General features: G+C 67.2%; 7 protein-coding genes and 1 pseudogene. 2 read left to right on the plus strand and 6 right to left on the minus strand.

Annotation, left to right across the window (positions count from 1 at the left end):
* A partial coding sequence (locus tag ACZ7BZ_RS30845) for a tyrosine-type recombinase/integrase (protein ID WP_470361187.1) occupies positions 1-391 on the plus strand: 391 nt, incomplete at its 5' end.
* A gap of 11 nt (positions 392-402) precedes the next feature.
* Here ACZ7BZ_RS30845 and ACZ7BZ_RS30850 read toward each other — a convergent pair.
* The 3 genes and pseudogenes from ACZ7BZ_RS30850 to ACZ7BZ_RS30860 form a co-directional block, all read right to left on the minus strand.
* Positions 403-1,710: a hypothetical protein gene (locus ACZ7BZ_RS30850; RefSeq protein ID WP_470361188.1), complete on the minus strand. Its 1,308-nt coding sequence runs from the start codon at positions 1,708-1,710 to the stop codon at positions 403-405.
* 1,669 nt (positions 1,711-3,379) lie between these two features.
* Positions 3,380-3,679 (minus strand): annotated as a pseudogene (locus ACZ7BZ_RS30855) (ISAzo13 family transposase); the annotation flags it as partial.
* 770 nt (positions 3,680-4,449) lie between these two features.
* Positions 4,450-9,690, minus strand: coding sequence for a DUF6531 domain-containing protein (locus ACZ7BZ_RS30860; RefSeq protein ID WP_470361189.1), 5,241 nt, complete (start codon positions 9,688-9,690; stop codon positions 4,450-4,452).
* 151 nt (positions 9,691-9,841) lie between these two features.
* On the opposite strand from ACZ7BZ_RS30860, the gene ACZ7BZ_RS30865 reads away from it, so the two are divergent.
* The gene (locus ACZ7BZ_RS30865) at positions 9,842-10,267 is read left to right on the plus strand and encodes a hypothetical protein (RefSeq protein WP_470361190.1); all 426 of its coding nucleotides are present in this window, start codon (positions 9,842-9,844) and stop codon (positions 10,265-10,267) included.
* A gap of 570 nt (positions 10,268-10,837) precedes the next feature.
* Here the strand turns inward: ACZ7BZ_RS30865 and ACZ7BZ_RS30870 are convergent.
* The 3 genes from ACZ7BZ_RS30870 to ACZ7BZ_RS30880 all read right to left on the minus strand — a co-directional run bounded on the left by ACZ7BZ_RS30870 (position 10,838) and on the right by ACZ7BZ_RS30880 (position 12,713).
* Positions 10,838-11,260 carry a hypothetical protein gene (locus ACZ7BZ_RS30870; RefSeq protein WP_470361191.1) on the minus strand — a complete coding sequence of 141 codons (423 nt, stop codon included), beginning with the start codon at positions 11,258-11,260 and terminating at the stop codon, positions 10,838-10,840.
* Between the two features lie 99 nt (positions 11,261-11,359).
* Positions 11,360-12,127: a transposase gene (locus tag ACZ7BZ_RS30875; protein ID WP_470361192.1), complete on the minus strand. Its 768-nt coding sequence runs from the start codon at positions 12,125-12,127 to the stop codon at positions 11,360-11,362.
* Between the two features lie 43 nt (positions 12,128-12,170).
* The gene (locus ACZ7BZ_RS30880) at positions 12,171-12,713 is read right to left on the minus strand and encodes a hypothetical protein (RefSeq protein WP_470361193.1); all 543 of its coding nucleotides are present in this window, start codon (positions 12,711-12,713) and stop codon (positions 12,171-12,173) included.
* Between the last annotated feature and the right edge of the window lie 248 nt (positions 12,714-12,961).

The raw sequence follows: 12,961 nt of genomic DNA on the forward strand, positions 1-12,961 counted from the left end.
GATCCGACAACCGCTCACCCGCAGGCGACTTGACCTGCCCCACCCTCGCCACACCACCATCAACGAGGCAGAGACAGCAAAGTCACCGGCATTGGTCCTAGACCAGCTCCGCAAGCGCACCGCCGAACTCGACCTCCCGCGCATCGGCTTGCACGACCTGCGCCACACCGCCGCCAGCATCATGATCGCCGAAAGCATCCCCATCGCCGTCGTCTCCAAGACGATGCGCCACTCCACCCTCGCCATCACCATCAACCTCTACGGCCACCTCCTCAAAGACTCCGCTGACGAAGCCGTCGACGCACTCTCCACCGCACTCGACCGGGCAGACGCCACGGTGACCGACCAGCCCGCTTCATCGGCCGGCCACCACTTCGGCACGGCGGCGTAGGCAGTCGGGCGTCAAGCCTTCGTACCCGGCCGCTGATCGGCCGGGTACGAGCCACTGGTCTCCGTGCGGTCGGGTTCCTCTGCATCGGCGCCCGGCCGGAGGAGAGCGAGCAAGTCCTGTGCTGCCCAGTCCGGAAGCGTGAACGCGACGGGAACCGGCAGCAGGGCATCGCGCCGGAGGGATTCCTCCTTCCAGACGGCCTCGGTGAGCCAAGCGAACGTGTCGTCGTCGAGCAGGTCGGGGTGGCAGGCGGCGGTGCCCGCGAGCCGCTCGGCGTCGGGGAAGGCGGGCGGGAGGCCGCCGCTGTCCGCGGCGCGGGTGACGGCGCGGCGGGCAGCGGTCTCGTACCAGCCGGATCCCCAGCATTCGCCGACGGACTCGGTGCGGGAGCCGTGCAGGGTGAGCAGCCGCAGGACGGCCTCAGGGCCGAGGGTTTCGTCGGCCCGCTGCCAGCGGTCGATCTGGCGGCGGATGGAGGCGAGGATCGGTGCCCAGCCTTCCTCGAAGATGTCGCTGAGCGCGCTGCCGTCGGCGAGCCGGCGGGCGGGTGCGGTGAGGGCGAGGCGTACGGCCGGCCAGTCAACGCCTTCGGGATGGACGTGGGGCAGGACGGCGCGGGTCGCGGCGATGTTGGCGCGGGCCATCGTGATGTCGCGGATCTTGAAGTGCCATTCCTCGACGTCGCTCTCGCGGCGCCAGCACCATTCGGCAATGCCGCGCGCCGCCGCCGATGGAACCGGGTCCGGGACGATCAGCGGGTAGGCGCGCAGTCCGGCACCGGCCCGCCAGGAGAAATCCTCGCCGAGTGCCTTGATGGCCTCCGATCCGTCGTCTCCGGCCCGGTGGCGGCTGATGACGTCGTGGATGGTGTCCGCCCACAGCAGCAGGACCAGATCGTGGCGCAGATCCCGGGCGTTTTCGGGCACGTGGATGCGGGTGGCGTCGAGGAGTCCGGCTTCGGCGAAGGCGCGGCGTGCGGCCTCGGCCTTGGCGGCTTGAGTGGGGTGGGTGCTCAGGTCGATGGCGAGGGGTTCGTCGAGTGGGCACAGTGGGGGCAGGCTGTCGTCCCAATCCCAGTGCTCGGTCGGGTCGTCGACAGTGAGCTGGGCGTCGGCGGGGTTCCAGGTGACGCCGATGTGGAAGTTCGAGCGGGAGAACTCCAGGTAGAAGGGTCGGGTTCCGGGCCCGTCCTCCTCGTCCGTCCCGTCCCAGAGTTCGCCCTCCTTCCAGCCGGCCCGGCGCAGCGGTGCAGTGAGCCGGGCGAGCAGCCTGGGACCGGTGGCGTGCGGCGACAGGGTGGCCCGTGGTGTGCTGGTCATGGGTCTCCTGTTCAGTGCGTTCGCGTGCGGGCGTTGCGCGGTTGGGTCATGGGGTGTCGCGTGCGGCTGCTTCCGCCTTCACCTGCAGCTCGCCGACGATGCGCCGCCAGCGTCGCGCTCCGCTTGTGTACCAGTGGTCTTCGCCGACCGGTCGCCAGTCGGCGAGTTCACGGAGCTGTCGGGTGATCGTTTCGGTGTCGAGGCGGTCGTGACCGCCTCGACCGGGGTCGAGCGTCTGCGCGATGTCGTGGAGCCGGTGCGCGGCCCGGTAGTAGGACAGCTGGGTGTCGGTCAGGCGGCGCACGGCGTAGCCCCGGCACTTGCTGCACCAGTCGTAGCCGTCGTCGTCGAGCAGGTCGGCGACGGTCAGCACGTCGTCACCGGCGACGACGCCGCGTTCCCGGGCGTGGGCGCAGAACGGCGAGTGGCCCTTGCCCTGGATCCGGGGGTCGGCATTGGTCGTGTAGACCTGCACGTCGGCGAGGACGCCGAGCGGGATGCCGCTGCCACCGCTGCGCCACCGGTCGGCATCCGGGGCCTCGAACGGTTCGAGGTCCAGGTCTTCGGCGTGGGCCAGCAGCCCCAGCCACACCGGCTGGGGAAGGGTGCGGGAGCGGCCGTGGTCGTCGTATCCGCCGTCCAGCGTCCGCAGGTCCCGCACGCCGCGGGCCATGGCGAGCAAACGCAGGTTGCGCTCCGCGTCCTCGTGCTCGTACCCGAGCCAGGCCGCTCGCGTGGCGCCCTGTGCCAGGCCGAGGTCCTCGCCGAAGAGCGGGTCGTGCGCGCTGCGCGGGTACTGCGGCCAGAGGCTCTCCTGGTCTTCGGGCCTGGGGCCGACCTGGCGGGCCCATGGTTCGATCACGTCGGCGGGGAGGTCCGCTGTGCCGGCGAGGAGGAAGCACTGCCATCCGCGGGCCAGTCGCTTCTCGATCACTGGCAGGGGCAGGATCTCGGCGCCGCCGTCCGTCGAGAAGACGGTGTACAGCTCGTCCGCAGCTGCGGCCCGCATCGAACGCAGGAGACGCAGATGCTCCGCGGTGAGCGGCTGACGTCCGTGGACCGGGGTGTCGTCGAAGATCCCGGGCCGGATCGGGCTCGCCGAAGGTACGGACACGACGAGGGCGGGCCTGTCCGGGTGGGCTTCGCAGCGGAGATGGTGGGAGCGGGACAGGAGCCGGTCGGCAATGAGCCCGGGCACGCGCAGGGTGAGACTGCGGCCCGCCCAGTCGGCGTCGGCAAGGTGGATGATCAGCACCCCGGTCGTCCAGTCGTCCAGGTCCCGGAGGAAGCCGTGCTCGCGCCAGGGCGGCGCGGGGTCCTTCTTGACCTCGGGCAGGTGTACGGACACCCACTGCAGGGCGTCGTGCGCCGAGGACGTTGCCGCTTCCCGGGCCTGGTTCTCCCAGGTGGCGACAAGTTTGTCGACCGCGGCGCGGGTTTCGGCGTACCCCTTCCGATTGGGGAGGATGCCGTGGGTGGGGCTGTAGGCGAGGTAGGTTCGCGCGCCGGGCCCCTCCCAGCCGCGACCGGCTTTGTCCTGCCATTCGTGCCAGAGCGCCTTCAGCCGCGCGCCGACTTCCTTGCCCGTGCCGATGGCACTGAACGACGCTCCGTCGCTGGGGAGTTCGGGCTCATCCATCGCCGCTGCGGCAGCGGCGGTCACGAGCCCCTCGGGGTCGACGAGCAGGGCCGGACGCAGTCCCGGGTCCAGGTCGGCGGCCTTCTTGCGCCCGCCGTCGGGACGGCGCACTCGGCCGAGCGGCTCTTCTCTGGTGTCCAGCTCGTCCACGCCCTTGCGGACCGTGGTCTCGCTGACCCCGGCCGCCCGCGCGACGGCCCGAACCCCACCGTGGCCCAGGACCTGTGCCTCGACACCCAGAAGCAGTCGCCGTTGTCTCTCATCGAGGTGCGGGAACAACACCTCGAACTTCAGGGTGGGTTGGCCTCGGGAGGACTCGGGGATGCGCATACCACATCAACGAACTCAAAGCCGTGAAGCAACAGGTTGATCCTCTGCAAGCCCTTAGCTAAAGGATAGGCCCCGTGATCCTGCAGATCGGCAGTGGAGAGCAGGAGTCAACCGCTCGAGTTCGCCGCACTAGCTCATCAGGGGGAGTTCCTCCATTTTCGACAGCCGAGACATACGTTCGAGCCTCGGAAATGCTGAAATCCGGAACTGCGCCCCGAATAAGTCGAATGGCAGCTATCCGACCTTCCGATTGAAGAGTGGTGCGGACGGATTCAAGAAGTTTATCGAGAGGCTCTTCCCCTTTGAACTGGCGGCGATACATCGCCTGCCAGTCTGCAGTCCTGAACGTTTCTCCAGGAATTTGAAAAATACTTCCATCATCTCCATCGACTAGATATGGAGCAGTTCCAATGAGTGCATTATCAAGAATTGGACTTTGCTTATATGCAGCAGACTGCCAGGCAACCAACCACCCAACGGGCGTCTCATTAATGCCAATAATTGCCAATTCTGGCAAGGATGTCGAATGCTCTCGAAGGTCAATCAGAAGGGCTCCGATGAGCTCGCTAGCCTTCGTTTTCGAAATCTTCACTCCCGCTCCAATGATCATCTACCGAAATGGTCCCAGGGAATAACATCAGCCGCCAACGAAGTTCTGCCCGCCGGGCTATCGATACGGCCGCACATCGAACGCTACTCTGGCAATTCATGCCACGGCCCCGCCCTTACCTGCCAACCTGAGCGTTGGCAGGTAAGGGCGGGGAGGAGTTCTAGTTTGTATACATTATGTAATACTTATCATACCCTTCGACCTTTGCCATCCCGTTCTGGGCGTCGAGGAAGATCACAACGCCGTTGTCGTTGATCACGTTGAAGGCATGCTTGGGAGTTCCACTGGATTCTTGCTCTTTTGTGGGTATCCCTACGACGATGGCACGCGCTCCTGGGCCGCGGCTATTCATCCTACCCACAAGCGAACTGAGGCCGTTCGTGGTCATAAACGGGGTGGGATTGCCCGACCATGCTTGGATCAGGTCCGTTGAGGTCGCTTCTGCAGTAGAGCTTACGGGGGGCGGGTTCTTTCCTGCCAGCAACTGGTCGACGGCTACAGAGCACCGGCCGCAGTTGGTCTGTCCGCCGTCCGGGTTGATCCGAGACTGCAAGCCTGGCATCTTCGGCGCCAAGTAAGTGTAGCCATTGTACTTCGTGGCGTGAATTTCGGCATCCCACCACCGGCGGAGAGGTGCGCCACTTCCAGCTATATCGGCCTTTCCACCGAAGGTTTTACCTCCCCATTTCCTCAAACCGCCGAGCCCGGCTATGGCCACCTGTCCAGCCAGCTCGTCTGCCTGCTTCTCCACCTTGTCGGCGACGTTGTTGCAGCCGAATTCCCGGAGTTTCGATGCGGCGACGTACATCGCGTAGGCGGGGCGGATCGGGAAGTACTTGTCGAAGACGGCGCCGGCGCCGCCGTTTTCGCCGGTGAGCGCGTTCTTGGCGTCGTGGTAGAGATCAATCGGGAAGCTGAACCCCTTGGCGAGGCCGCTGCGGATGGCCTCCCATGCGCTCATGTTGTCGGGGTTGTCGGGGTCGTCATCTTCGGGTGAGAGGCCGGTGGGGTCGGTGTAGAGGGTGGGGGCGCCGGCCGCGTAGGTGTAGGCGGAGGCGGACGGGGATGCCGCCGGGGTGGCGAGGGGGTCTCGGGCGGTGAAACGGCCGAGGGAGGGGTCGTATTCGCGCGCCCGGAGGTACTGCTTGCCGGTGAGGGCGGGTTCGTTGTACTGGCCGGCGAATCCGAACGGCGCGACGGGGGCTGTGGTGGCTAGGTTGGTTGTGGAGGCCCTGCCGTAGGGGTCGTAGGTGGTCCGGCTTTGCGGGGTGCCGTCGGCGCTGGTCAGGTCGGTGACGGACCCGAGCCAGTCATGGTGGTCGTAGAAGGCTCCGCTGCTGGTGTGCTGGCTCTGGGGAAGTCCGAGCGGATCGTAGCTGTAGTCGCCGATGAGCCCGCCGGAGCCGTCGGTCTGAGTCGCGATCTGGGGCAGGCGGTTGTTGATGTCCCAGGTGACGGTGCGGGCGAGACTGGCGCCGACCTTGGTGCTGGCACGGTTTCCGTCCGCGTCATAGGCGAAGGTGAGGTTGTCCTTGCCGACGGCGTTGGTGAGGCGGCCGGCGGCGTCGTAGGTGTAGGTGTTGGTGCGGACGTCGTAGGAGGCGTTGTAGGTGTTGGAGTTCCAGAGCGGCTTGCCGATGTTGTCGTAGACGACGAGGTTGCCGTCGTCCTGGATCTTGGCGTAGGCGCCGGTGGGGCCGTTGTTGATCCAGGTGTTGCTGGACCACAGGGGTTTGCGGTTGGGGTCGTAGACGACGAAGTTGCCGTCGGTCTGCATGGTGGCCCAGGCGCCGGGATTTCCGGTGGTGCCGGAGGACCACAGTGGCTGGCTGGTGGCCGTCGAGTAGAGGACGAGGTTGCCGTCCGGCTGCATGACTAGGCGCACGTTGTTGGAGGCGGTGCTGGCGCCGGAGTTGAGGACGGCTCCGCCGTTGAGCGCCTGGTTGTTGGCGGTGGCGCCGGTGCTGGTGTTGTGGCCGTCCGCGTCGTAGCCGTAGGTGGTGGCGGCTGTCCCGTTCGTGGACTTGGTGAGCTGGTCGGCGGCGTCGTAGGTGTAGTTGGTGGTGCCGTAGGAGTCGGTCTGGGTGAGTCGGTTGCCGACCTTGTCGTAGGTGTAGGTCAGCGTGCCGCTGGTGCAGCCGACCGTGCTGGCGGACAGCGGGCAGCCGGACAGCAGCCGTCCGGCCGGGTCGTAGGTATAGGTCTGGGTTCCGCTGCCGAGTCCTGCACGGGTGCTGGTGACGCTGGTGGGCTGGCCTGCCGCGTCGCGGGTGAGCTGCCACGATCCGAGCGTGGCGGGGCCGTTAGTGCTGGCGATGGTGCTGAGCCGGCCTGCGGCGTCGTAGGTGCGGGACTCGGTATAGCCGTTGGCGGTGGGCAGGACGGTGTTGGTGAGGTGTCCTGCCGGGTCGTAGGCGTATCCGGTGGTGGCGCCGTCGACGCTCTGCTGGGTGAGGCGCCCGTCGCCGTTGTAGGCGTAGGTGAGCTTGCGGCCGTCCGGGTACTGGCGGCTGGTCAGGTTGCCGGTCGGGTCGTAGGCGTAGGTGAAGCCCGCGCTGCTGGAGGGTTTGGACACGGAGGTCAGCCGCCCGGCGGGGTCGTAGCCCATGGTGCGGGTGCCGGTGGCGTCGGTGACGGTGGCCTGGCGTCCGGCCTTGTCGTAGCTGCGGGAGGTCGCCGCGGTCGTGTCGGAGTAGGTGGTCGCGGTGGGTAGTCCGCGCGGGTCGTAGGCGACGGTGGTGGTGGTTCCGCGGGCGTTGGTGGCGGTGGTGGTGTGGCCGTCCGGGTCGTAGCTGTAGCTGACCTTGCCGCCGAGCGGGTCGGTGACGCTGGTGACGCGGTGGAGCACGTCGTAGGCGTAGGTGGTGGTGTGGCCGTTGGCGTCGGTCCTGCCGGTGCGGTCGCCGGCCGGATTCCACGTGTTGGTGGTCACCGCACCGGTCGGGTCGGTCACCGTGGTGACCCGGCCCAGCGTGTCGTAGGCGGTGGCGGTGGTCCGGCCCAGCGGGTCGGCGACCTGGGTGGGCCGGCCGAGCGCGTCGTAGGAGGTGGTGGTCGTGTTGCCGAGCGGGTCCTTGACGGTGGTCAGGTTCCCGGCGGCGTCGTAGCCGTAGGTGCTGGTGTAGGTGACAGCGGTGGCGCCGGCGGCGTTGCCGCGCGGGTCGGTGACGGTGGCGGGCCGCTGGTCGTTGTCGTAGGTCCAGGTGGTCTTGTTACCTTCGGGACTGGTATGGCTGACCTTGTTGCCGTCCGCGTCGTAGGCGGTGGTGGTGGTCTTGCCCAGCGGGTCCGTCACACTGGTCGGCCGGCCGGCGGCGTCGTAGCCGATCGTGGTCTTCGCGCCGGTCGGGTCGGTGGTGGCGGTGGCCTGGCTGACTCCGTCGTAGACGGTGGAGGTGCTGTTGCCGAGCGGGTCGGTGACGGTGACCGGGCGGTTGATCGCGTCGTAGGCGATCGCCGCGGTGGCCCCTGCGGGGTCGGTCGCGGTGGTGCGGTTGCCGTTGGCGTCGTAGCCGTAGGTGGTGGTGTAGGTGGCAGCGGTAGCACCGGAGGTGTTGCCGCGCGGGCTGACCGTGCTGGTGAGGCGGTTGTTCTTGTCGTAGCTGTAGGCCGTCTTGTTGCCGGCCGCGTCGGTGACGGCGGTCAGGTTTCCGGCCGGGTCGTAGGTGCTGGTCGTGGTGTTGCCCGCGGGGTCCTTGGTTGTGGTGCGGTGGCCGGCCGCGTCGTAGCCGAAGATCGCGGTGTTGCCCGCCGGGTTCTTGATGCTTGTCAGATTGCCCGCGTTGTCGTAGCCGTAGACGGTGGTGTTGCCGAGCGGGTCGGTGGCGGAGGTGAACAGGCCGCCGCCGTCATAGGTGTACGCCGTCGTGTAGGCGGCGGCGTTGGCCCCCGCCGTGTTCCCGCGGGGGTCGGTCTTGGTCGCCAGGCGAGCGGCGGCGTCGTAGGTGAACGTCGTCTTCTCGCCGAGCGGGGTGGTGACCGACGTGCGGTTGCCTGAGGCGTCGTAGCCGTAGGCGGTGGTGGCCCCGCGAGGTGTGGCCACGGTGGCCAGGGCCCCGGACTGGGTGTAGGTGTAGCCGGTCTTCCCGCCGGCCGGGTCGGTGCTGGCGGTCAGCTGGTTCAGCCCGTTGTAGGCGTAGGTGGTGGTGCGGCCGAGGGCGTCCTTGAGCGAGGTGACGTTGTTGTTGCCGTCGTAGGTCCACGTCTGGGTGGCGGAAACCGGTGCCGGGGCCGTGCTGGTCAGCATGTTGCCGTTGGCGTCGAACGTGAACGTGGAGGTGTTGCCGTTCGGATCGGTGACGGCGGTGCGGTTGAACGAGGTGTCATAGGTGTAGCGGGTGGTCTTGCCGTACGGGTCGGACTGCCAGCTGATGACACCCCCGGTGTAGGCGTGGGTCCAGATCCCGCCGTCCGGATGGGTCACGTAGGTCGTGGAGTTGGCGGTGTCGTAGCTGAACGTGGTCTTCCCGCCGAGCGGGTCGGTCTGGCTCGCGACCCGGCCGGAGCCGTCGTAGGTGTTGGCGGTCACGACATTGCCGAGCGGATCGGTGACGGTGCTGAGCCGCCCGTTCGCGTCGTAGCCGTAGGACGTGGTCTGGCCTCGCAGGTCACGGACGCTGGTCAGCAGGTTGCCCGTGTACTGGTAGGTCACGGTTCGCTGGCCGGGCAGCGTCGCCGTGGTCAGGAGCCCCCCGGCGTAGCCGAAGCTCACGGAACGTCCGGACCCGTCAGTCAGGCTGGTGAGCTGGTTGCCGGTGTACCCCATCGTGATGCCGACACCTGCCGGGTCGAGCATCGCTGTCAGCCGCCCGGTGCCGTCGAACATCAGCTGGTGCTGATCCGGTGTGGTCAGCATGAAGCCGGCGGGCCCCAGGTTCTGCAGGCTCGAGTGGACGTAGGGGCGGGTGGCCTTGAGCGACCCGTCGCCCTGGACGGCGTAGTCGACCTGCGAGCCGTCCTCGGCCCGGAACGTGACCACCGCCTGGCCCACGAGCAGGGAAGCCGCGTACGGGAACACCCAGCCCTGGCCAAGGACACCCGAGGCCGTCGACGAGGAGGAGTAGCTGCGGGTCAGCCGGACCGGCTGCCCCGGCCCGGGAAGTTCGCCGTCCGTGACCGCCTCACCGAAGGCACCCGTGGACGTGTTGACCGGGTCACCGCAGTACTGCACCAGGCTCAGCACGATCCCTGTACTGGCAGGGGAGTTCGGGCAGGCCAGGGACACGTTGTCCGGCACACCCATGGTCGGCACGGGCGGGATTGCGACTGACGCCAGCTCGTCGGAGCTGCCGTCCGCGTAGCCGTACCTGACCTTCGCGTAGTAGGTCACGCCGCGCTGGATCTGGGCGCCCAGCGAGCACCAGCTGGTGGACTCGTACACCATCCACTGATTGGCGTCCATCAGCGCATTGTCCGACGCTCGGTAGAACGAGACGACGACGTTCCCGCGGCTCTTCGCCCTCAGCGCGGCAGGAGTGTCGGGATTGAAGTCCCAGGTCACGCACCACGACAGTCCGGTGTTGCCGCTCTGAAGGTTATCGACGAAGGTGCGGATGTTCGCGATGTACGGATGGCCGGTGGGCCAGTCCGCCAGCGCATCCTGCGAACTTCGGACATTCTTTGCAGGTTCCGCTTTATCGGAGGTCAGAGCTCGCAGCTCCGCCTCGGTGAGGCTGTCGAACCCCTCCGTACCGGGGCCGGCGATCCTCTGCGCGACCGGCTTCGGCGGCGGTCCGGCCGGACCGCTCGCCTTCAACTCGCCCGCCTGCTTCTGCTTCTGGCCGATCGACCACGGCACGGCCGGATCAGCCGCCCTGGGAGCTGTAACGGCCCGGGCCGTAGCGTTTGAGTTCGGCGTTCCGGCTGGCTTGGCCCAGGCCGGCGGGGAAATCACGAGTGAAATCAGGGCCAGTAACAGGCTACCCAGTACTGACCTGTGGAAGCGTTTCCGCATCCTCGACACGATCCTTCCGCACTAGAAGTGTGGCGCTACGAACTGGCGCCTGAATGATCGTGCTAGAGCACGGACGGCAACGGATCAGAGCTCAACCCTTCGGCCGGAAACGGTCCATAGATGGCCGACCCCGCCAGGAATCGAATCTCTTCCTCTGAAGCAAGACTCCTGACGTCAATCAAAGTCCGTTAATCCGGCACCTGGACCTATTGCCACACGATTCACGCACGACACTCCTGGCCCCACAGGCAGCCGAGACCTCAGGGACTCGACCTCCTTGTTGCTCAACCACCATGACGGGCAGGTGAGTTGGGACTTCCCGGCGGAAGTGGTGCCGCGAAGTGACGACGGTGGCTCAGAGTTTAGTTTGCGCACGAGTGTTCGTTTTGGATCACCAGCGTCAATGGGCGCTCATCAGGTGTGGCCCCAAAACGGTCCCCAGGCCGTCTGCCCCCGCATCAGGTACTGCCCGTAACCGGGATCTGTCGGGCTTTCAGGAAGCCGCGTCAGCCAGCCTGACCGCCCTCGCGCCGGTGCCGCCAGCCGGTCCACGGGGCCAGCGCCGACGGGCGGATCGCGGTCGCCTACCCACTGGCTACGGATGGTGATCTTCCGGGCGGTGTGTCGTCTTGCGCGTGTCTTCGCCAGATGGTTCTGACGTGCCTCGCGCACCGCCCAACGCGCTCTGTCGCCACTCGTCCCACCAGGTGTCCTCATCCGGCCCGGTGTGGGATCGCAGCTGGTACAACAGGCCGATCCCGCCGAGTTCCTTGAGGAAAACGCCCAGGCCGGTTTCCGGGCGCACCCACGCGCCCCGCTGCGCGCAGCGCGAGCACATCCGGCCGATCGTCTCCGCGTTCAACGGGACGTGGGCCGTCGTGATGTCACGGGCACGCAGCTGGGTGCACGTCGTCGCAGCATGGAGCTTGGCGTTCTTGCCCTTGGCCGAATGGACGGTGACGGGCGTGCCCTCGAACGGGCCGAGCGGAACATCTGCGGTCAGAGCACAGTCGAGCACGTGACTCCCCTATCGGTCTCGGCTTGCGAGCCTAAGGGCTGTCCCGTAATTGATCTTCGGACGTCTCGGATGCAAGTCGATGCTCGGTCGTTGCCCGCCTCACGCGGCCTGGAGGAGGTTGTGCAGGCGGGCGATGCCGAGCATGGCGTGGTGCACGCCATCGCCCTTGAGGCGGCAGTCGCGCAGGATCTTCCAGGTCTTCATCCGGGCGAAGACGTGCTCGACGCGGGCCCGGACCTGCTTGTGCTCGCGGTTGTGCTCGGCCTGCCACTCGGTGAGCTCGCCACCCTTGGGTCGGCGGTGCGGGATGACCAGGCCGGTGCCCGGATAGCCACCGTCAGCGATCGTCGTGGTCCGGCCTACCGCGTCCTTGGCGCCGGATTCCTCCCAGGCCTTGCAGTCGTTCCGGTTACCCGGCAGGGGCTTGCCAACGGCGACGACCAGCCGGGTGTGAGCGTCGATGACGACCTGGTGGTTGGTGGAGTACCGGTAGTTCTTGGACTGCTCGGCGATCGTGTGGTCGCGGGTAGGGACCAGGGTGCCGTCGACGATCAGCACGGTGCCGACGCGGAAACGGTGCCGCTGCTTGAGCGCCAGCAACGGCCCAATGTGGTCGACGATCCGGTCGGCCGCCGACTTGGACACACCGAACAGCGGGGCAAGCTGCCGCAGCGACAGGTTGGTGCGCCAGTAGGTGATGACCAGCAGCACCCGGTCCTCCAGCGGCAGTGACCAGGGACGCCCTCGCCGAGTCAGCTCAGCACCTTCTCGGCGCAACATAGCGATCAGTCTGCGGAAGTCGCGCGGTTGCAGTCCGCTGAACGGGGCTATCCAATGCGGTTCCGACACCGTGATCACACCAGCCACGTGATGAGATCGTTCCACACCTATGGACCTCGGAAGTCGCGATTCAGCTGCAGTGGCTCTCCCGCTCCAGGGAACCCACCTGTTCCATGCGCTGGATCTCCCGCTCTGCCGCCTCCAAGTACCCGAGGTCGAGGGCCATCGCGGCACGCCCGGCGACGTAGAAGACGTCCTGGCGGATCCGACAGTCCAACCCTGGTCGGCGGCACAAGGCCAGGAACCGCACCTCGAGACTGAGTTCGATGCGGACCATCTCGTGCCGGACGTGGACCGGGAGTGCGGCGTGCCGGAGATCCTTGGCGTAGTCACGCGTCTGCCGGTCGGCCTCCTCCGGCCGGGCTTCCACGGGACGGTAAGGGTGATCGGCCCACTCCGTGTCAGCCCACCAGACGAGTTCGTCCAGGCACTCCGAGGCGACCACCAAATCCGGGGGCGAGATGGAGAGGGCCGCGTCCGCGTCGGTAGCCAGCCGGGCGAGACGGCGTCGCGCGTCGTCGTCCCCCGCCACGCACATCGCGATGAAGCCCGACAACACGTCGAGCCTGCGCGACACCTCTGCCCGCTGCCAGATCTCGTACAGTCCCGCCATCCACCGTTCCTTCTCCGCCGACCGCGTCTCCGCGCCCCGAACCCTACGACGCGCCCCCGTCCACGGGTCCAACGGTATTTCCGGGCTCAGCGGACCTCATGTCGGCTCGGACGGCGCACGATCTTCTCTCACAGCTCGTGCGTCCGCGAGCGGGGCTTCTTGGTCATTGCGGGACAGCCCTTAGATGAGGGCACCGACAAGGTCAGCCGAAAACGCGGCTCCCACATGCCGTCCTGCGAACGGCGGCA

It is taken from the genome of Kitasatospora sp. NPDC036934, from assembly GCF_055608425.1.